The organism is Nocardioides sp. LHG3406-4, assembly GCF_049897745.1.
GTDB lineage: Bacteria > Actinomycetota > Actinomycetes > Propionibacteriales > Nocardioidaceae > Nocardioides.
This window is the reverse complement of record NZ_JAFCWV010000002.1, coordinates 825,761-845,367: the sequence shown is the minus strand read 5'-3', so window position 1 is coordinate 845,367 and position 19,607 is coordinate 825,761. Positions and strand designations below refer to the sequence as shown.

Sequence of the window (19,607 nt, the reverse complement as noted above, 5' to 3'; positions counted from 1 at the left end):
TCATTCCAGATTAGGTGGTTGGTTAGGGGCGTGCCCCCGTCCTCGTCGTACGTCGCTCCCGACGTGCTGCTGCACGAGCACGGCCTGCGAGTCACCCAGCCCCGGCTGGCTGTGCTCGCCGCGCTCGCCGAGGCGCCGCACTCCCGCACCGACGCGGTGCTGGCCGCCGTACGCCTGACGACCGAGGTCTCCACCCAGGCCGTCTACGACGTGCTCAACACGCTCACCGAGCGCGGGATCGTCAGGCGCATCCAGCCCACGGGCTCGGTGGCCCGCTACGAGCTGCGCACCCGCGACAACCACCACCACGTCGTGTGCCGCGCCTGTGGCGCCGTGGCCGACGTGGACTGCGCCACCGGGCAGGCCCCCTGCCTCGTGGCGTCCGACGACAGCGGCTTCGTCATCGACGAGGCCGAGGTGACCTGGTGGGGCGTGTGCCCCGCCTGCCGTGACCAGAACGCACACCAGTCAGACCCGCCAACCCCAGGAGTGACGCATGCCTGAACTGCCCCAGCCCGACGACGGCACCTCGATCGCCACCGCCCCCTCGCAGGAGGCGCAGCTCGGCTCGACCACGGACACCGGCGCGCCCGCGCCCAGCGACCGGAACACCCTGACCCTGGGCGGCGACGGCCCGATCCTGCTGCACGACGTGCACTTCCTGAACCAGATGGCGCACTTCAACCGCGAGCGCGTGCCGGAGCGCATCGTGCACGCCAAGGGCGCCGGCGCGTTCGGTGAGTTCGAGACCACCGAGGACGTCAGCCGCTACACCAAGGCGGCCCTCTTCCAGCCGGGGGTGCGGACCGAGATGCTGGCCCGCTTCTCGACCGTGGCGGGCGAGCTGGGCTCCCCCGACACCTGGCGCGACCCCCGCGGCTTCTCGCTGAAGTTCTACACGACGGAGGGCAACTACGACCTCGTCGGCAACAACACGCCGGTCTTCTTCATCCGCGACGCGATGAAGTTCCCGCACTTCATCCGCAGCCAGAAGCGCCGCGGCAGCTCGGGCCTGCGCGACACCACGATGCAGTGGGACTTCTGGACGCTCAACCCGGAGTCGGCGCACCAGGTGACCTACCTGATGGGCGACCGCGGCATCCCGAAGACCTACCGCCACATGAACGGCTACGGATCCCACACGTACCTGTGGGTCAACGAGGCCGGCGAGAAGCACTGGGTCAAGTACCACTTCCACAGCAACCAGGGCGTTGAGGGTCTGACCGACACCGAGGCCGCGCGGATCGCCGGCGAGGACGCCGACTTCCATCGGCGCGATCTGCACGAGGCGATCGCCGGCGGGGAGTCCCCCACCTGGACGCTGTCGATCCAGGCGATGCCCTACGAGGACGCCAAGTCCTACCGCTACAACCCCTTCGACCTCACCAAGATCTGGCCGCACGCCGACTACCCGCTGATCAAGGTCGGCACGATGACCCTGAACCGCAACCCCGAGAACTTCTTCGCGCAGATCGAGCAGGCCGCCTTCGCGCCCAGCAGCGTGGTTCCCGGCATCGGCTTCAGCCCCGACAAGATGCTGCTCGGCCGGGCCTTCGCCTACGCCGACACCCAGCGCTACCGCATCGGCCCGAACTACCTGCAGCTCCCGGTCAACCGCCCCACGGTGGAGGTCAACACCTACACCCAGGACGGCCCGATGGCCTACGACCACCGCGGCGACGCCCCGGTCTACGCGCCCAACAGCTTCGGGCGCGGCTACGCCGACGAGGTCGGCGAGGCCGACGAGTCGTGGGAGACAGACGGCGCGATGGTGCGGCAGGCCTACACCCTGCGCGCGGACGACGACGACTTCGGCCAGGCCGGCATCCTCGTTCGTGAGGTGTGGACCGATGAGATCCGGGAGGCCTTCGTCAGCACCGTCTCCGGCATGCTGGGCGAGGTGGCCGACGACGACGTGCTCGAGCGCGCGTTCACCTACTGGCACAAGGTCGACGCCGACACCGGCAAGCGCATCGAGGAGCTCGTCCGCTCCGGGTCCGAGCCGGGTACGGCGCCCGGCATGGGCTCCGAGGGCGACCCGACGGAGCCTCACCAGACCATCGGCGAGGACCGCACGCACGCCGGCGACGGCTCGCCGGCCTGACCCTCGCCGACTGATCGACCGGCACGACCGGCCCGCTCCCGATCTCGGGGGCGGGCCGGTCTGCTTCCCCCTGGCGGCCGGCCGGGTTAGCGTGCCCGCGTGAAGCGCGCGCCACACGAGAACGTCGCGACCGTCCTGGTCGAGCCGGTCGCCCTGCGCGACCTGGAGCTGGCGCTGATGGTGCTCGACCTGGCCCTGTGGCCGGTGCGCACCGCCCCGATCTGCGTCGACGGCCCGCGCCAGGAGTTCCAGCTGCGCCGACGGCTGCTCGACCAGCACCGCGGCGACTGGGACCTCGCCGCCGCGTGGACGCCGGTGTGGATCGGCTTCGGGGCGAGCTGGCGCCTCGGTGACGAGCCGCTCCCTTGGGAGGCGCACCGGACCCTGTGGCGCGTCCTGGAGGCGTTCGCGCCGCACGTGCGCTTCCGGCGCCGACTGGGTGGGGTCCCCCGGCTGCCGGTGCCGCAGGACGCGTCGCCGTGACACTTGGGCATACTTCGGCCCATGGCCAACGACGAGACGGGTGAGCGGCTCGAGGACGTCCTCGGCGCGCCGTACACCGTCGAGACCATCGACCTGGACCCCGACGACGAGGGCGAGGTCGTCGCTCACCTCGTGTCCCGACCGGCTGTGGGCCCCACCCGCGGCGCGGTCCTGCACCTGCACGGGTTCGCCGACTACTTCTTCCAGACCGAGTACGCCGACTGGTGGGCCGGCCGCGGCTACGCGTTCTACGCCCTCGATCTGCGCAAGTACGGCCGCTCGATCCTCGAGCACCAGACCCCCAACTACGTCACCGACCTGCGGGAGTACTTCGCCGAGATCGACGAGGCCTGGCGGCTCATCACCGAGCGCGACGGGCACCGGCGCGTCGTCGGCTCGGCGCACTCCACCGGCGGGCTGACCCTGCCGCTGTGGGTGAACGACCGACGTCGCGAGCTGGCGGGGATGGTGCTCAACTCGCCGTGGTTCGACATGCAGGGCGCGTGGTGGGTGCGCAGCGTCGGCACCACCCTGGTCAAGGAGGTCGGCCGCCGACGGCCGAAGCGAGTGATCCCGCGGACCGTCTCCGGCCTCTACACGCGGTCGCTGCACCACGAGCACGAAGGCGAGTTCAGCTTCAACCTCGACTGGAAGCCGGTCGAGTCGTGGCCGGTCTACGCCGGCTGGCTGCGCGCCATCCGGCAGGGGCACGCGGAGCTGCACGGCGGCCTGGAGGTCGGCTGCCCCGCGCTGGTGCTCTCATCGGCGCGCAGCACCTGGCCGTCGGCCATGGGCGACGACGTGCACCGCCACGACATCGTGCTCGACGTGGAGCAGATCCGGCGCTGGGCTCCCGCGCTCGGGCGCCACGTCACCAGCATCGCCGTCGAGGGTGCCCGGCACGACGTGACGCTCTCGCTCCCCGACGCGCGCGCGACGGTCTATCGCGAGCTCGGCACGTGGGTCACGGCGTACGTCGACCCCGCCCCGGCGGCCGGGTAGCGCGTTCCCGACCGGCGGCCGCCTACCCTCGGACCTATCCTGACCGCCCATCCTCGAAGGATCCCGACATGACCACCACCGCCCGGCGCCGCATGCGATCGACCGGCGTCAGCCTGGGTGTCACCGCGCTGATGGCCGCTGGGCTCACCGGCTGCGCCTCGTCGCCGGACTACGCGGCGGTCTGCGTCGACCCCCAGACCGACCAGCGTGTCGACGACGGCCAGTGCGACGACGACGGCAACAGCACCGGGGCGGGCACGGGGTTCTTCTGGTACTTCCTGGGTGCCAGCTCCCGGGTGCCCGCGGTCGGCGGCACCGTCTCGGGCGGCACCTTCAACGGCTCCTCCCTCAACGGCACCGTGCAGCGCGGCGGGCTGCCCGCCGAGGGCGGCTCGTCGGTGAAGTCCACGACCAAGAGCGGCGGATTCGGCGGTGGCAGCCGCGGGTTCTCCGGCTGACCCTCCGTCCCTCCATCCGACACCGACGCCCCACCAAGGATCGCCATGCTGGAGTCTCTGCTCAACGCCCTCGGGCACGCCGTCGTCTACGCCGTCCTGGCCGGTGCGTTGCTCGTGGCCGCCTACTACGTGCTCGACCTGGTCACGCCCGGCCACCTCGGCAGCCACCTGCGCGGGATCGACGAGACCGGGGCCGAGTCGGTGCACGCCGCGTCGCGCTCGGCCGGCGTCGTCACGGCCGCCTGGCTGTTCTCCAACGCGATGGTGCTGTTCACGGCCATCTGGACCAACGGCGCGACCTCGCTCGGCTGGGCCCTGGGCTGGACCGTGTCGTTCGGCGTGCTGGGCATCGCGCTCAACGCGGCGATGTTCTTCGTCGTCGAGGTGGTGACGCCGGGTGACCTGCGGCGGATCGTGACCGCGCCGGGACCGGTGCGCCCGCTGGCGTACGTCGCCGCCGCGTCGGCCGTCTCGGTCGGCCTCATCGTCTGCGCAAGCATCGCCTGATGTGGCGCCACGCCTCCCGCCCCCGCAAGGACTGGGAGCGCATCGTCACCGAGCAGGGGCTGATCTTCCCGGTCACCTCCAAGCCGGACGGCTCCACCGTGCCGTACTGGAACGAGTCGGCGTGGTACGAGGTGACCCTCGACGAGGTCGAGACGCTCGAGGCCGCGACCGAGGAGCTGTGGGCCATGTGCGTCGACGCCGTGGGCCACATGGCGACGACGATGACCGACGAGCGGCTCGGCCTCCCGGAGGGCACGCTGCGCCTGGTGCGTGCCTCGATCGAGCGCGGCGACCCCTCGGTCTATGCCCGCTTCGACCTGGCCTACGGCGGCGACGGCACGATCAAGATGCTCGAGATCAACGGCGACACCCCCACCGGGCTCGTCGAGACGGGGGTGGCCCAGTGGCGCTGGATCGAGGACGTGATGTCCGACATCGACCAGTGGAACAGCGTGCACGACCGCCTCGTCGCCCGGTGGCGCGAGCTGCTGGTCTCGGGCGCCCTCGACGGGGACCAGGTGCACTTCCTCTACGACCTTGGTGACGAGGGGTCCTACGACGACGGCGAGATGGAGATGACGGTCCACTACCTGATGGACTGCGCCGTACAGGCCGGCCTGAAGGTCATGGCGCACCCCATCTCCCACGTGGGCTGGAACCCCGACACGCGCGACTTCCGGGACGCCAACGACCAGCCGATCCGCAACGCCTTCAAGCTCTACCCGTGGGAGCAGATGCTCGCCGAGGAGTTCGGCCGGCTGCTCCTCGAAGGAGCCGAAGCCACGCCCGTGCACTGGTTCGAGCCGGCGTGGAAGGTGCTGCTGAGCACGAAGGCGATCCTCCCGGTCCTGTGGGAGCGCCACCCGGGCCACCGGCTGCTGCTCCCGGCCTACTTCGACGACCCTCGCGACCTGACCGACTGGGTCGCCAAGCCGCTGCACGGCCGCGAGGGCGACGGGGTCCGCATCCACCTCTCCGACGGCACGGAGGTGTCCATGCCCGGGGTCTACGGGGCCGAGGGCTACGTCTACCAGCAGTACGCCCCGCTGCCCGTCTACGGCGGCAACTACGTCGTGCTGGGCTCCTGGGTCGTCGGCAGCGAGGCCGCGGGCATGCTGGTGCGCGAGTCCGACGGCATGATCACCGACTACTTCAGCCGGGTCGTCCCGCACGCGATCAGCGACGGGCTGTCCCCCGACGACCCCACGGTCCAGGAGTGGCTGGCCGGCCGGGTCGGACCCCAGGCACCCCAGCTGCCGCCACGGCCCGGGGCAGGTCCGGGCTAGCTCGGCCCGTCGTCGATCTGCACAGAACCTCCACACGTCCTGCCCGGTTCGCGACCAGCGGCGCCCCTAGCGTTCGACCCATGATCAGCGTGCGAGGACTCACCAAGCGGTACGGCGACATCAGCGCCGTCGACGACATGACCGTGGCCTCGTCGCGCATCATCCTCGCGGCCTGGGCCGCGGCCGCCCTGCGGGCCGGCGGGTGGCGCCTGCTGCGCTCCGACGCCGATCGATGACACCCTCCGAGGAGGAGACCACCATGAAGACACCCCGCACCTACTACGGCCTCGCCGTCGCGGTCGCAGTCGCGACCGTGCTCTTCCTGATCCTGGCCATCGGGGCCCTCGGCATCCTCGGCGAGGGCGGCCGACCCGATCGCGTGTACGCCGCCGTCCTCGCGGTCCTCGTCGTCGGGACCGTCGTCGCCCGGCTCCGGGCCCCGGGCATGGCGCTGGTCCTGATGGCGACGGCCGGCGCGCAGGCCCTGGTGACGGTCGTCGCGCTCGTGGTCGGGCTGCCTCCCGAGGGCGCCTCGGTGGCCGACATCCTGGTCGTCAACGCGATGTACGCCGGCCTCTTCACCCTCTCGGCCTGGCTCTTCCGCCAGGCGTCGGAGGCACGTGCCATCGTGGAGGCATGACCGACTCTCACCCAGCCCAGTCCCCCGTCGTCTCCCCTGTCGTCTCCCCCGTCGTCGTGGTCACCGGAGCCAACGGCCTGGTCGGAGCCCGCCTCTGCGCGACGCTGGCCGAGCGCGGCGCCACCGTGCGGGCCGTCGTACGACGCCCTGGCGCCGCGCCGACGCTCGCCGGCGTCGAGGAGCAGGTCGGCGACTTCACCGATCCCGGGTTCGCAGCCGGCGTGGTCGACGGGGCGGACGCCGTGGTCACGACCGTGCACCCGATGGACAGCGACCTCGAGACCCAGCACCGGATCGGGGTCGAGGGCACGACCGCCATGGCCCGCGCGGCGGCCGCTGCTGGCGTCGAGCGCCTGGTCCACATCTCCACCGCGGCGGTCTACGACCGCTCACCGGGCGTCGGCGACGTGCATGAGTCCTCGACGCTGGTGGACGACGACGCCGGCGCCTACGCCGTGACGAAGCGCGACGCCGACGCCGCGCTCGCCGACGTCGAGGGGATCACCCGCGTGCTCCTGCGCCCGCCCGCGATCCTCGGAGCCGGCGAGTCCTCCGTCTGGAACACCCTGCGCCCCGCTGAGGTCCGCGACGACCCGCAGGCGCGGCACGCGGTCCCGGAGCACACCTTCGCCTGGGTGCACGTCGACGACCTCGCCGCCCTGGCCGCCGACGTGGCGACCGGCCGCGTCGCGAGCTCTGTCGACCCCGCCACCGGACCGGTCGCCGGCGCCTGCACCCCGGTCAACGTCGCCGCGGGTGCGGCCACCATGCGCGACTACTACGAGACCGTCACCGGGGCGCTCGGCCTCGAGCCGACCTGGGACGACGCCCCCGCCTGGACCGGCCGGATCATGTCGGGTCGTGCCCACCGCTGGGGCTGGACGCCGAGCGTGGATCTCACCCGCGCCCTGGCGGAGATCGATGCAGGGCTGCGGGCCTGATCTCGGCCACCCGGCGTCCAGCGACGGTCAGGCAGCGGCCACCGTGGCCGCACCCTCCTGGGAGAGCGCACGGCGGACCACGTCGAGGACGTCCCCGACCAGGTGGACCGTGACGGCCTCCCGCACGTCGGCGGGCACGTCATCGAGGTCCGGCTCGTTGCGCTGCGGCAGGAACACCTCGGTCAGGCCGGCGCGCTGGGCGGCGAGCAGCTTCTGCTTCACGCCTCCGATGGGCAGCACCCGGCCGTTGAGGGTGACCTCGCCGGTCATGCCGACCTCCGACCGCACCGGTCGCCCGGTCGCGAGCGACGTGAGCGCGGTGACCATCGTGACACCGGCCGAGGGCCCGTCCTTGGGCACGGCGCCGGCCGGGACGTGCACGTGGATCGCCCGGTCGAGCACCGCGGGGTCGACGCCGAGCTCGGCCGCGTGCGAGCGGACGAAGGTGAGGGCGATCTGCCCCGACTCCTTCATCACGTCGCCGAGCTGGCCGGTCAGCGTGAGTCCGGCCGGACCGTCGTGCGCCGACGCCTCGATGAAGAGCACGTCACCGCCGAGCCCGGTCACGGCGAGACCCGTCGCGACACCGGGCACCGAGGTGCGCTCGTGCGCCTCCGGGGTGAACCGCGGCCTGCCGACCAGGTCCTTGAGCTCCGCCAGGCCGACGTCGACGTGGGACGCACCGGCCGCGAGCCGGGTCGCCGCCTTGCGCAGTGCCTTCGCGAGGAACCGCTCCATCTGCCGTACCCCCGCCTCGCGGGTGTAGTTGGCCGCGATCTCGCGCAGCGCCTCGTCGGAGACGCTCACCTCGTCGGCGGTCAGCGCGGCCCTCTCGAGCTGCCGCGGGAGCAGGAAGTCACGCGCGATGGCGACCTTGTCGTCCTCGGTGTAGCCGTCGAGGGTGACCAGCTCCATCCGGTCGAACAGCGCCTGCGGGATCTGCTCGACCACGTTGGCGGTGGCGATGAACAGCACGTCGGACAGGTCCAGGTCGAGCTCGAGGTAGTGGTCGCGGAACGTGTGGTTCTGTGCCGGGTCCAGCACCTCGAGCAGCGCCGCGGCCGGGTCGCCGCGGTAGTCGGCGCCCACCTTGTCGACCTCGTCGAGCAGCACCACCGGGTTCATGGAGCCGGCCTCCTTGATCGCCCGGACGATGCGGCCCGGGAGCGCCCCGACGTACGTCCGTCGGTGACCGCGGATCTCGGCCTCGTCACGCACTCCGCCGAGGGCGACGCGCACGAACTTGCGGCCCAGGGCGTTGGCCACGGACTCGCCGAGCGAGGTCTTGCCGACTCCGGGAGGCCCGGCCAGCAGGATGACCGCACCGGAGCCCCGGCCCCCGACGACCTGGAGGCCGCGCTCGGCGCGGCGGGCGCGGACGGCGAGATACTCCACGATCCTCTCCTTCACCTCGTCGAGGCCGTGGTGGTCGGCGTCGAGCACGGCACGGGCTGCGACGATGTCGGGGGAGTCCTCCGTCGTCACATGCCACGGCAGCTCGAGCACGGTGTCGAGCCAGGTCCGGATCCATCCCGTCTCGGGGCTCTGGTCGCTGGCGCGCTCGAGCTTGTCGACCTCGCGGAGCAGCGCAGTGCGCACGGCCTCCGGCACGTCGGCGGCCTCGACCCGGGCGCGGTAGTCGTCCGTGCCCTCGGGCTCGCCGTCGCCCAGCTCCTTGCGGATGGCGGCCAGCTGCTGGCGCAGCAGGAACTCGCGCTGGCTCTTCTCCATGCCCTCGCGGACGTCCTCACCGATCTTGTCGGTCAGCTCGGCCTCGGCGAGGTGGTCGCGGGTCCAGCCGATCAGGGTGTCGAGGCGCGACTCGACGTCGGGGTTCTCGAGGAGCTCCCGCTTGCGGTCCGCGGAGAGGTACGGCGCGTAGCCCGCTGCGTCCGCGATCGCGCCGGGGTCGGTCATCTGGTGGACGGAGTCGATGACCTGCCACGCCTCGCGGCGCTGCAGCACAGCCACGACGAGTCGCTTGTACTCCTCCGCGAGCTCGCGTGCGCGGTCGGTGACGTGGTCGTCGACGGGCTCGACCTCGACCCACAGGGCCGCGCCGGGTCCGGTGACGCCGCTGCCGATGCGGCCGCGTCGCTCGGCCTTGAGCACGGCGGCGGGACCGCCGCTGCTGAAGCGACCGACGCGCTCGACGCTGGCGATCACGCCGAACGACGCGTAGCGGTCCTCGAGCCGCGGGGCGACCAGGATGCGGCCGTCGCTGCTGGCGCGGGCCGCGTCGACCGCAGCCTGGGAGGACTCGTCAAGCTCCAGGGACACCACCATGCCCGGAAGCACGACGAGGTCGGAGACGAACAGAACGGGAAGACGGGTGTCGGACACGGGTGCCCTCGCTTTCGGAAACCTTGAGTGGTGTCGACTCAACCTTCGAAGGCGTGGCGATGTTCCGCCGAGGACTCGTGTTCGTTGTCAGCGAAACTCGGCTCAGACGACGCTGAATCCGGGAGGCAGAGAGCGCCGCCCCGTCATCGCCAGGAGCAGGTCGGGTCCCAGACCGCGCTGCGCCGCGCTGAGCGCCGCGACCGCGGCGGACTCCTCGACGGGTGCTGAGGGCAGGTCGAGGCGGACTCCGGTGGCCGCCGCGATGTCGAGCCCGTGCACGCACAGCTCGAAGGTGCGGGTCGGCAGAAAGGCGGCGACCCGCATGCCGCCCGCGAGCGTGTGCACGACCAGGTCGGGGTCGGTCTCCTCGGCCACCCGCACCGCCTGGTCCACCAGGGCGTGGAACCGGGACGGGGGGTGGTCACCCAGGTCGCGCCCCGCCTGTCGGCCACGCTCGGTGACCGCGCCCGAGTCGAAGCTGCCGCCCGAGATGGCCGTGAAGTACGCCGCCGCCGAGGGGACGACCTCCTCGTCGACCGGACGGGCGAAGTAGTCGATGACGGTGATCAGCGAGCGACTGGTGTGACCGACGAGGTCGCGCACGGTCCACTCCCCCAGCCCCGGACCCTCCCAGGCGTCGTACGGGATCCGGGCGACGGTGTCGCGCACCGCGTGGGCGGCGGCCGCGAAGCTGGACACGATCATGCTCATGGGCGACAAGTGTCGCAGGTCTCCCGCACACTCGTCCGGACCGCGAGGCGGCACGCCCCGCGCCGGGCGTAGGCTCCCGGTGCCGAGGACGACAGGGGTGCGACATGACAGCGAGCCGATCCGCTCGTGAGAAGAAGGCCGCGTCAGAGGCCGGCCCCCTGGCGAGGGTGAAGATCGAGGTCGACGCGGACGAGCGGTTCGTCTACAAGATCAGCTGCTCCGAGTGTGTCTCCAGGGGCCGCCTGAGCTGGTCGGCCTATCGCCCCGGCGCCGACAACGGCTTCATGGCGGCGATGGACCGATGGGTCTTCCACCTGCACGAGAAGCACCCAGGCACCGACGCACCGTGCCTGGCCTTCCTCTCCGCCGCCCAGCAGCGCCTGCACGAGCGGCGCGAGACGCAGGACACCGACCCGACCGCCTCCGCGGCCGACGGTGGCGGCTGAAGCCCGCTCAGGATCGGGCAGGTTCCGCACGCGCCTCGTCCGGAAGCGGGGTTACCGTCCCGCCATGGGCATGCTGACGTATGCCCAGACCGCGGGGCCGGTTGAGTGGCGTCGGTGCTGGCTTTGATTTGCAGGGACCGTCTTCGAAAAGCACACGCGTTCGCTCACACGCCACGAACGTGGGAAGCGATGGCCGTGTGACAGCGACGCGATGTCATGCTCGGTTGAGCGCGACAGCCTCCCGGACCAGCTCAACGAAAGCGCCGCCGTCGAGCTCGCCGCCGGCGGAGATGTCGATGGCACGGCGGGTGCCTGCGTCGAGGCTCGCGTTGAACACCCCGTCAGGGTCAGCGAGCGACGCACCCTTGGCGAAGGTGACCTTCACCTTGTCCTTGTAGGTCTCGACCGTGCAGATCAGACCCTCGCAGGAGAAGGTCGGCACGCCGTTCGGATTCGACGGCTTGCGCCACTTGGCCTCTTCGACGACGTCGGGTTCGGCCTCGATGATCAGTGCTCGCAACCGTTCGACGGTGTCGGTTCGCCAGTCAGCCGCCATGGGGCGAACCCTACCCAGGAGGCACCTTCGACGTCGCAACACCCGGGAGGCGACGCAGGGTCAAGACGCGCTCGGCGCAACAGTTCCTACCCAGCCTCAACCCGGCGGGTGGCGACGACAGAATTTCCGCACGGCGTCGTTCACCCGCTCGGGACGCTCGAGACTGCTCATGTGACCCGCGCGCTCGATCACGACGAGCGTCGAGTCCGGGATCGCCTCATCGAACTGTCGCGCGACGACGAGCGGAGAGCGCGCATCGTCATGACCCCAGATCAGCAGAGTCGGTACGGCGATGCGAGGCAGCAGGTCGCTCAGATCGGTCTCGGCCATGATCGCCAGCTCCTGCGCGAGGGTGTCTGGGCGGACGTCGTCGGCGATGGCGGCAAGCAGAGAGACGACGTCGGCCGGCGGATCGTCGGCGAACAGTCCGGGCACTGTCGGGTCGAAGTCCTCATCGGGCGCGGCGAGCATCTCGCGTACGGTCGCAACCCGGGCTTCGACCTCGCCTGCGGGGAGCGATCCCTTCCAGCCGGCGTAGGTGTCGATCAGGATCAGAGTCGCGACAAGCTCGGGATGACGGCGGTAGAGCTCGAGCAGCACCGTGCCGCCCCAGGACAGGCCCGCGACGTGCGCGGGCCCGAGGTCGAGCGCTTCGAGCAGTGCCGCGAGCCCATCCGCGAAGTCCGCCAGGCCGAAACCCGCCGGGAGGTCGGAAGACCGGCCCGCCCCCGGCTCGTCCCAGGCGACGACAGTGAACTCGTCGGCCAGACCGGCAAGCTGCGGTTCCCAGATGCGGCTGTCCTCGGCCGCGCCATGGACGAAGACCACGAGGGGGCCGTCACCGACCCGCTCGTAGGCGATCTCGAGGTCGCCCAGCCCGACCAGCTCCACCCAGGCAACGTACTAGGTTCGCGCCCGTCTCACAGCAGACGACTCCCACGCGACGATCGGCGTATCGTGAGCGTGTGGCAGTGGTTTCCCTGGCCCAGCGCGTGGTCCGGGCTGTCGGCGAGAGCCCGGTCTCGGAGCGGGTGGCCGGTGCCCAGGAGCTGCTCTACGGCCCGGTGGTCGATTGGGCGAGGCGCAGCCCGCTCCACACCGACGTACTCGGCCACTCGGTGCATCCGATGCTCACCGACGTCACCCTGGGGTGCTGGCTCGGCGCGTCGGTCCTCGACCTGGTCGGCGGATCGGGGTCACGTCACAGCGCGGAGCTCCTGGTGGGGATCGGGCTGATCGCGTCCGGACCCACCGCCTTGGCGGGCACCGGCGACTGGGCAGGGTTGTCGGGAGCCGAACGTCGGATCGGGGCGATTCACGCGTTGGGCACCGACGTTGCCACCTTCCTCCTCCTCGGCTCCCTGGTCGCCCGGACGCGTGGCCAATACGCGACCGGCACGAAGCTGGCCCTCGCGGCGAACCTGGTCATGGCAGCTGCCGGCTTCCTCGGCGGACACCTGGCCCTCAACCGCGGGACTGCCCGCCGTACTCCTGCCGCCGAGGGCTAGGCCCCGCGGCCGATTGCCGGCACTGGCGCGCCAGGATGCGGAGTGGTCAGGCCGGTGGACCATCGAGCACCCGGGGCACGTACTCCATCATCTGGAGCCGGCCGTCGAACGTGCGGTGGTCGACGGTCTCGAGGGCGACGTCCGGCCACCCGGTGTAGAAGTGCTCGCGTCCGGTCGCCCCGTTGACGACCGGGAAGACGACCACGCGGAGCCGGTCCACCAGGCCGGCGGCCAGCAGTGACCGGCACAGGCTGAGGCTGCCGATGGTGCGCAGCGACGTGTCGCCGTCCTGCTTCATCGCGCGGACCACCTCTACCGCGTCACCGGAGACGCGCCGGGTGTTCGCCCAGGTGAGGGGCTCCTCCAAGGTGGAGGAGAACACGATCTTGTCCATGGCAGTGAGTCCGGACATCTCCTCCTCGCCGGAGTCCACGAACCCGCTGAAGAGTCGGTAGGTGGTGGCACCCATCAGCGAGGTGTAGGTGCCGGCGGCGTCCTGCTCCAGCCAGGCGAAGTACTCGGGACCACCCATCCCCCACAGGCCCGGCCAGCCCTCGGCCGAGCAGGACCCGTCCAGCGACGTGATGATGTCAACCATGAGCTCCGGCATGGTTCTCCTCCTCCGTAGTGGTCCTCCGACCCTGCTCCGGTAGGGGCGCCGGGCACAACCGCTACGCGAGGGATCTCCCCGCTCGTTCGTGCGGCTGAGAGGAGGGACGAGTCGCGGGTCGTCGGCAAAGGACCGACCCGCGTACGACCACTCTGGCTGGACTCCCGAACCCGAGGGTGCTGCCATCAGCGAGCGCATCACCGTGACGACCAGTCTGAGTGACTTTCTGCGAGGAGCTCTTCCACCGGATGCCGGGCCAGTACTGGGACGACCCGCTGCCGCGCGCTCGTGAGACGTCGCACGCGACGTACCGCCACGCCACTGAGCCATCCCCACAGCGGCATGACTACCAGGTGAGCCTTCGTGGTTGATCAACCGTTCGACCATGGAAGGTCTTGGTCGAACGCTTGATCAACCCGAGTGGATGAGGTCTGGCAAACGCAGCGCGCGCCATTGCCCCATCGGCGGATCGGACTGATACTGCGCCGGTGGGCGTGCGCAACTTCCTGGTTGAGGGCATCTCCGGCACGGGGAAGACCTCGGTGTGCCGAGAGCTGACCCGGCGTGGCCACCACGCTGTCAACGGTGACAGGGACCTCGCCTACCAGGGGGATCCGGAGACGGGCGAAGCGATCGACAGCGCCGTCCACGAGCACCACATCTGGGACGTGAGTCGAGTGCGGGCCCTCGTAGCCGACCAGCATGCACCCGCCACCTTCTTCTGCGGCGGCTCTCGGAACTTCTCCGCGTTCATCGACCTGTTCGACGAGGTCTTCGTCCTCGACGTCGACCTCGACACCTTGCACCGGCGGCTCGACCAGCGACCGCGAGACGAATGGGGCTCGAAGCCGTCCGAGCGCGACCTCATCGTCCGACTGCACCGAACCAAGGAGGACATCCCCAGGACCGGCGTCGTGATCGATGCGACGCGGCCGCTCGCAGAGGTCGTCGACGAGATCCTTCGCCGCACGGGGCTGATCGACGGCGCCAGCGACGGAGCCGTGTAGAACCCCCTCGTGCACGGTCACCCCGTGTCGCTGACCCAGGCGGGCTCAGACGTCTGCCGGTGCCAGCACGATGTCGAACCGCGTGCGCGACCACGTCCGGTCACCCAGGTCGCGACCGTCCGGCGTCGGCGTACCTGCCGGCTGCTCCTCGAAGTCCTTCACCAGGGACTCCTTCACCCCGAAGACGCTGTCGCTGTCGAGGAGCTCGTCGCCGCGCACGAAGATGTGCGTGACCAGCGTCCGGAAGCCGGGGGCCGAGACCATGAAGTGGACGTGCGCGGCGCGCAGGGGCGAGCGGCCGGTGGCCTCGAGCATCCGCCCCACCGGGCCGTCGTGCGGGATCGGGTACGGCACGGGGGTGCTGCCCCAGAAGCGGTAGCTGCCGTCGTCGGCGCTGAAGAGGTGCGCGCGGCCCGCGGTGCGGTCGTCGTCGTACTGGACGTCGTAGAACCCGTCCTCGTCGGCCTCCCACACCTCGATGCGCGCGCCGGGCACCGGGCGTCCCTCGGTGTCGCGAACGGTGCCCTCGATCCAGCACGGCTGCCCGCTGACATCGGCGGCGAGGTCGCCGCCCTGGCCGATCTCGGGCGAGTTGTCGACGAAGAAGGGGCCGAAGACCGTGGCCTCGGTCGCGTCGGCGTACGCCTCGTTGTTGATGGCGATGGTCTGCATCGACACGCCGAGCGTGTCGGAGAGCAGGATGAACTCCTGTCGCCGGTCGTCGGTGATGTGGCCGATCGCGGTGAGGAAGTCGATGCCCTGCTTCCACTCCTCCTCGGTGAGGCGCACCTCCCGCATGAAGGCGTGGAGGTGGCGCACCGCCGCGTGCATGATCTCCTTCAGCCGCCGGTTCGGGGTGCCGTCGAACGACGCGAGCACCCGCGCCACGAGCTCCTCCTCGCGGACGCGCTGCTCGGCTGACACCGGGGCCTGGGTGTTCTGCTCGACGGTCATCGCGGCGTTGCTCCTTCCCAGGCGCTGCGCAGCAGCTGCTGGAGGTTGTCGGGGGTGACGAGGGCGGGATTGCTCTCGGGTACGACGGGCAGCACGGCGACCACCGCGTCCGGGATCTGGTCCTCCCGGAAGCCGTAGTCGCGCAGCGCCCGGGGCGCGTCGAGGCGCGTCCTCAGCGCTTCCAGGCCCTCGAGGGCGGTGGTGGTGCCGAAGGCTTCGGCGATGCGACGCTCGGCCTCGGGGGCGGCCGGCCCGTTGAGCGCCAGCACGTGGGGCAGCACCACCGCGTGCGTCGGCGCGTGCGGCAGGTTGTACCGGCCGCCGAGCACGTGACAGATCTTGTGGTGGAGGCCGGACCCGGCCGAGGCGAACGCCACGGCGGCGAGGTAGGCGCCGTACAGCGCCTGCTCCCGGCCCGGCAGCCCGCCCGGGTCGTCGACCACGAGGGGCAGGCCGGCGGCGAGCGCCCGGATGCCCTCCGCCGCGAGTGCGGCGTCGATGGGGTCCGTGCGCGGCGCCCACATCGCGTCGACGCAGTGGGCCAGGGCGTTCAGCCCGGATGCCACGCTGAGGTCCACGGGCAGGGAGAGCATGAGCTCGGCGTCGTACACGACCGAGCGTGGCAGCACCCGCGGGTCGGTGCCGGTGGTCTTCACCTCCCCCTCCGTCAGGCCCCACACCGACGTCGCCTCGGAGCCGGCGTACGTCGTCGGGACGGCCACGACGGGGAGGCCGGTGGTCAGTGCGACCGCCTTGGCGAGGCCCGTCGTCGAGCCGCCGCCGACGCTCACCAGCGCGTCGACGTCGTGGGCGCGCGCGGCCTCCCGGGCACGCTCCGCGACGGCGACCGGGACGTGCATCACGACCTCGTCGTGCTTCAGCGCGACGGGCAGGTCGGCGGTCACGCGCGCGGCCACCGCAGCCTCGGACGGCCCCGCCAGCACCATCACGCGGGAGGCGCCGAGCAGGCCGATCTCCTCGGCGAGCTTCTCCCGCGCCGCGCCGGACGCGAAGACCACCCGCTGCGCGTGGGTCTCGTGGACGAAGCGCCGCATCAGGCCGGCTCGTCCCGGAAGAGGAGCGCAGCGAGGGCGTCCCGCAGCGCGGCGGCCGGGTCCTCGGGAAGCGTCATGGCTCGCCAGCCGATGTGCTTGTCGGGGCGCACCAGCAGGGCGCCGCTCTCCTCGACCTCGCGCATTTTCGCCCAGTCGAAGTAGAGGTCCGTCACCGGCCGGCCCGACCCGATCACCACCGTCTCGAGAGGTACGCCGAGCTCGTGAGCCACCTTGTCGGCAGCGTCAGCCCACGCCTCCCCCGCGATGCCGGTGATCAGCGTGAACCTGGTGTAGGGCGCGAGGTCCATCATCGCGAGCTTCGTCGAGTTGTCGCCTACCCACGCATGCGGGAGATGGGAGCCGGGCACGGTCGAGGCCTGGTAGTACAGCTCGGGGTCACGTGCAGGCGCGGGGCGGACCGAGCCGTCGGAGACGATGGCGGAGGACTCGTAGAACTGGCCGAGCTCGACCCCGTGGGCGTTGAACTCGTAGTGCTTCAGCTCCATCGCCTCGACCAGCGCGGCCCGCTTGGCGGCTCCGGCAGGCGTGTTCGCCTTGCGCTCCTCGATCTGCGCGACCATCTCCTCCTCGGTCTCGGCGTCGGTCAGGCCGAGGGCCACGAAGAGGTCGGCGAACTCCCGGCTGGACTTGTTGGCGCGCTTGACGATCTGCTCCGCGATCGGGGCGCGCTCCGCGGAGTAGGTCTCGAGGAGCGATGGTGCGGCCTGTCCGCGGAGGACGGCGGCCAGCTTCCACGCGAGGTTGTAGGCGTCCTGCACGGACGTGTTCGACCCGAGGCCGTTGCTCGGCGGGTGCCGGTGGATGGCGTCGCCCGCGCAGAACACTCGGCCGGACTGCAAGTGGGTCGCGTACATCTCGTTGTTGCCCCACAGCGAGGTGCCGGTGATCTCGACCTCCAGGTCCGGGAGGCCCAGCAGGTTCCGCACGATCCGCGTCGCCTCCGCCTCGTCGACGACCGGCGGATCCTCGTTGATGTCGTAGCCCCACACGACCAGCCACTCGTCCCAGGGCCGGATCATGCGCACCAGTCCGGCACCGATCCCGCCCACGTTGGAGCCGGGCTGGATCACCCAGTACAGGACCGAGGCCCGGTGCTCGCAGTACGCCCTGATGTCGGCCTTGAAGGTGATGTTCATCGACCCGGCGATGTCCATCTGCCCCTCGAACGGCAGTCCGATGTCGGCCGCCACCTTCGACCGGGCGCCGTCCGCGCCAACGACGTACTTCGCCCGGATCGTGTACTCCTGGCCGGTGAGCCGGTCGAGCACGCGTACATCGACACCATCGGCATCCTGCACGTGTGAGAGGTACTCCGTGGAGAAGCGTGCCTGGGTGCCGCGCATCGTCGCGTTGCGGACCAGGATCGGCTCGAGGTAGGTCTGCGGGATGTCGACGGTCAGGCAGGGCGAGGCGAGCTGGTAGTCGGCCTCCCGCGCCGGGCTGGTGCCCCAGGTGTGGATGCGACTGATCTCCTCCCCGGCGAGGGACGTGCAGAAGACGGTGTCGCCGACCAGGTCGTGCGGGGTGGCGTCGGCGAGCACCTGCGGCTCGATGTCCAGGTCGCGGAAGATCTCCATGGCCCGCTGGTTGGTGATGTGGGCGCGCGGGGTGTGCGCGGTCCAGCGGTACTTCGTGATCATGATGTTCGGTACGCCGAGGGTGGACAGCGCCAGTGCCGCCGCCGACCCGGCCGGGCCGGAGCCGACCACGAGGACGTCCGTCTCGACCACCGCCGTCGTGGGAAGCTCGGTCTCCTGCTGTCCATCGTCGAATGCGGGCATGGCTCGACCTCTCTCGACGCCGGTCGCACGCCGGCTGCTCAGAGATCCAGTGTCGACTCGGACCGGGCGCCCGTCGAGGTGTGAGCGCCATCTCGGCGAAGACTCGAAGCGATGGCGCATTCACGCAAGCGCGCGGCCGAGCCCCGCTCCGTTGCGGCTCAGGCCCGGGCCGCTCTCGCCGCGACAGCATCGCGGCGTACGTCGCTCGGCCGCTCGCCGAAGCGGGTGGTGAACGCGTTGGAGAAGTGGGCGGCGGAGGTGAAGCCGCACCGCCGTGCGACGTCGGCGACGGTCAGGGCCGCGGTCTCCGGCCGCTGCAGCAGGGCCCGGGCGGCATCGAGCCGGCGCCCGAGGACGTACCGCGGCACACTCGTGCCGTCGTCCGCGAAGACGCGGGACAGGTGGCGAGGGCTGATGCCGATCGCCGCCGCGATCCGGGTGGCCGAGAGGTCGGGCTCGTGGAGGTGGGCCTCGACGAAGACCCGGGCCGCCGCCCGGTGCGCCGCGGGGAGGTCGTCGCGGCGGCCGCCCAACGCGGCGCTCGCGACCGCGCCCACGAGCTGCAGGAGGGCGGGCTCGTTGGCGGTCCCCTTCACGTCCGTGCGGGTCGCGCGCCCGACGCTCCGGGCGAGGGCGTGGGCGTGGGCGCCGGTGCCCGTCGCGAAGTCCACCACGACCGGCTCCGGGATCTGCTCGATCCCGGTCACCTGGGCGAAGACGTCGCGCGGGATCCTCAGCACCAGCTCCTCGAGGCCGTGGGAGAACCCCCGCATGAACGGCCGGTCGGCGTCGCACAGGAGCAGCTGCCCCGGCTTGACGGTGCGGATGCCGTCGTCGTGGTAGAAGAACGCCTCGCCGGCGAGGCTGAAGTAGAGCGCGATCGCCTCGGCCGGCCGGCGCCGGATCAGCGCCCGGTCGCGTTCGACGACGTGCGAGGTGCCGCGCACCCGCGCCAGGTGCAGGTGCTCCAGCTGGAGGTTGATCTCCATGGCGTCGAGCGTGGTGCCGTCGAGCGTCTTGCAGCGCAGCCCGATCAGGGCCTCGGCGTTGTGGTTCTCCCAGAGGGCGACACGTTGCCCCTCGGGAACCTCGGCGATCGAGAACGCGACCGGCGGCGAGCCCGTGTGCGTCATGTCACGAGTCTAGGCGCCCGCCCCGCAGTTCAGGTGCCCGATGAGGGTGCGGTCCGGGCAG

The 19,607-nt window shown here is 71.2% G+C and carries 22 protein-coding genes; 13 read left to right on the top strand and 9 right to left on the bottom strand.

Features of this window, described 5'->3' with window-relative positions:
- The first annotated feature begins 30 nt into the window (after positions 1-30).
- The 10 genes from ACP7BP_RS10155 (at position 31) to ACP7BP_RS10110 (ending at position 7,421) form a co-directional block, all read left to right on the top strand.
- A complete protein-coding gene (locus tag ACP7BP_RS10155; protein WP_426244477.1) occupies positions 31-504 on the top strand; it encodes a Fur family transcriptional regulator in 474 nt (157 codons plus the stop codon).
- Complete coding sequence (locus tag ACP7BP_RS10150; protein ID WP_426244476.1) at positions 497-2,104, top strand: catalase; 1,608 nt, start codon at positions 497-499, stop codon at positions 2,102-2,104. The genes ACP7BP_RS10155 and ACP7BP_RS10150 overlap by 8 nt, the downstream gene beginning before the upstream one ends.
- Positions 2,105-2,203: 99 nt before the next feature.
- Positions 2,204-2,587, top strand: coding sequence for a hypothetical protein (locus tag ACP7BP_RS10145; RefSeq protein WP_426244475.1), 384 nt, complete (start codon positions 2,204-2,206; stop codon positions 2,585-2,587).
- Between the two features lie 21 nt (positions 2,588-2,608).
- Complete coding sequence (locus ACP7BP_RS10140; RefSeq protein WP_426244474.1) at positions 2,609-3,589, top strand: alpha/beta hydrolase; 981 nt, start codon at positions 2,609-2,611, stop codon at positions 3,587-3,589.
- A 68-nt stretch (positions 3,590-3,657) separates the two neighbouring features.
- Positions 3,658-4,047, top strand: a complete 390-nt coding sequence (locus ACP7BP_RS10135) for a hypothetical protein (protein WP_426244473.1) — start codon at positions 3,658-3,660, stop codon at positions 4,045-4,047.
- 45 nt (positions 4,048-4,092) lie between these two features.
- Complete coding sequence (locus ACP7BP_RS10130) at positions 4,093-4,554, top strand: DUF350 domain-containing protein (protein ID WP_426244472.1); 462 nt, start codon at positions 4,093-4,095, stop codon at positions 4,552-4,554.
- Entirely contained in the window at positions 4,554-5,840 is a 1,287-nt protein-coding gene (locus tag ACP7BP_RS10125; RefSeq protein WP_426244471.1) for a glutathionylspermidine synthase family protein, read from the top strand. The genes ACP7BP_RS10130 and ACP7BP_RS10125 overlap by 1 nt, the downstream gene beginning before the upstream one ends.
- An 80-nt stretch (positions 5,841-5,920) precedes the next feature.
- Positions 5,921-6,076: a hypothetical protein gene (locus ACP7BP_RS10120; RefSeq protein WP_426244470.1), complete on the top strand. Its 156-nt coding sequence runs from the start codon at positions 5,921-5,923 to the stop codon at positions 6,074-6,076.
- A gap of 23 nt (positions 6,077-6,099) precedes the next feature.
- Complete coding sequence (locus tag ACP7BP_RS10115) at positions 6,100-6,480, top strand: hypothetical protein (protein WP_426244469.1); 381 nt, start codon at positions 6,100-6,102, stop codon at positions 6,478-6,480.
- Entirely contained in the window at positions 6,477-7,421 is a 945-nt protein-coding gene (locus tag ACP7BP_RS10110) for an NAD-dependent epimerase/dehydratase family protein (RefSeq protein ID WP_426244468.1), read from the top strand. The genes ACP7BP_RS10115 and ACP7BP_RS10110 overlap by 4 nt, the downstream gene beginning before the upstream one ends.
- A gap of 27 nt (positions 7,422-7,448) precedes the next feature.
- Here the strand turns inward: ACP7BP_RS10110 and lon are convergent, their stop codons facing one another.
- Together lon and ACP7BP_RS10100 are read right to left on the bottom strand one after the other, a co-directional pair.
- On the bottom strand, positions 7,449-9,764 hold the full coding sequence (gene lon, locus ACP7BP_RS10105; RefSeq protein ID WP_426244467.1) for an endopeptidase La: 2,316 nt from the start codon (positions 9,762-9,764) through the stop codon (positions 7,449-7,451).
- 102 nt (positions 9,765-9,866) lie between these two features.
- Positions 9,867-10,475: a maleylpyruvate isomerase N-terminal domain-containing protein gene (locus tag ACP7BP_RS10100; RefSeq protein ID WP_426244466.1), complete on the bottom strand. Its 609-nt coding sequence runs from the start codon at positions 10,473-10,475 to the stop codon at positions 9,867-9,869.
- A gap of 104 nt (positions 10,476-10,579) precedes the next feature.
- On the opposite strand from ACP7BP_RS10100, the gene ACP7BP_RS10095 reads away from it, so the two are divergent.
- Complete coding sequence (locus ACP7BP_RS10095; RefSeq protein WP_426244465.1) at positions 10,580-10,921, top strand: hypothetical protein; 342 nt, start codon at positions 10,580-10,582, stop codon at positions 10,919-10,921.
- 214 nt (positions 10,922-11,135) lie between these two features.
- On the opposite strand, the gene ACP7BP_RS10090 is transcribed toward ACP7BP_RS10095, so the two are convergent.
- Complete coding sequence (locus ACP7BP_RS10090) at positions 11,136-11,477, bottom strand: DUF1801 domain-containing protein (RefSeq protein WP_426244464.1); 342 nt, start codon at positions 11,475-11,477, stop codon at positions 11,136-11,138.
- A 96-nt stretch (positions 11,478-11,573) separates the two neighbouring features.
- Positions 11,574-12,368 carry an alpha/beta fold hydrolase gene (locus ACP7BP_RS10085; RefSeq protein ID WP_426244463.1) on the bottom strand — a complete coding sequence of 265 codons (795 nt, stop codon included), beginning with the start codon at positions 12,366-12,368 and terminating at the stop codon, positions 11,574-11,576.
- A gap of 74 nt (positions 12,369-12,442) precedes the next feature.
- Here ACP7BP_RS10085 and ACP7BP_RS10080 point away from each other — a divergent pair, with 74 nt between their 5' ends.
- Complete coding sequence (locus ACP7BP_RS10080; RefSeq protein WP_426244462.1) at positions 12,443-12,985, top strand: DUF2231 domain-containing protein; 543 nt, start codon at positions 12,443-12,445, stop codon at positions 12,983-12,985.
- Positions 12,986-13,031: 46 nt separating this feature from the next.
- Here the strand turns inward: ACP7BP_RS10080 and ACP7BP_RS10075 are convergent, their stop codons facing one another.
- On the bottom strand, positions 13,032-13,595 hold the full coding sequence (locus ACP7BP_RS10075) for a dihydrofolate reductase family protein (RefSeq protein ID WP_426244461.1): 564 nt from the start codon (positions 13,593-13,595) through the stop codon (positions 13,032-13,034).
- Positions 13,596-14,083: 488 nt separating this feature from the next.
- Here ACP7BP_RS10075 and ACP7BP_RS10070 point away from each other — a divergent pair, with 488 nt between their 5' ends.
- Positions 14,084-14,602 (top strand): AAA family ATPase, encoded by a 519-nt coding sequence (locus ACP7BP_RS10070; RefSeq protein WP_426244460.1) that lies wholly within the window; start codon positions 14,084-14,086, stop codon positions 14,600-14,602.
- A gap of 45 nt (positions 14,603-14,647) precedes the next feature.
- Here the strand turns inward: ACP7BP_RS10070 and ACP7BP_RS10065 are convergent, their stop codons facing one another.
- The 4 genes from ACP7BP_RS10065 to ACP7BP_RS10050 form a co-directional block, all read right to left on the bottom strand.
- The gene (locus ACP7BP_RS10065; protein ID WP_426244459.1) at positions 14,648-15,556 is read right to left on the bottom strand and encodes a dioxygenase; all 909 of its coding nucleotides are present in this window, start codon (positions 15,554-15,556) and stop codon (positions 14,648-14,650) included.
- Positions 15,553-16,611 (bottom strand): maleylacetate reductase, encoded by a 1,059-nt coding sequence (locus tag ACP7BP_RS10060; protein WP_426244458.1) that lies wholly within the window; start codon positions 16,609-16,611, stop codon positions 15,553-15,555. Before ACP7BP_RS10060 ends, ACP7BP_RS10065 begins: the two co-directional genes overlap by 4 nt.
- The gene (locus tag ACP7BP_RS10055) at positions 16,611-18,413 is read right to left on the bottom strand and encodes an FAD-dependent oxidoreductase (protein ID WP_426244457.1); all 1,803 of its coding nucleotides are present in this window, start codon (positions 18,411-18,413) and stop codon (positions 16,611-16,613) included. Before ACP7BP_RS10055 ends, ACP7BP_RS10060 begins: the two co-directional genes overlap by 1 nt.
- A gap of 158 nt (positions 18,414-18,571) precedes the next feature.
- Positions 18,572-19,546: a helix-turn-helix domain-containing protein gene (locus ACP7BP_RS10050; RefSeq protein WP_426244456.1), complete on the bottom strand. Its 975-nt coding sequence runs from the start codon at positions 19,544-19,546 to the stop codon at positions 18,572-18,574.
- Between the last annotated feature and the right edge of the window lie 61 nt (positions 19,547-19,607).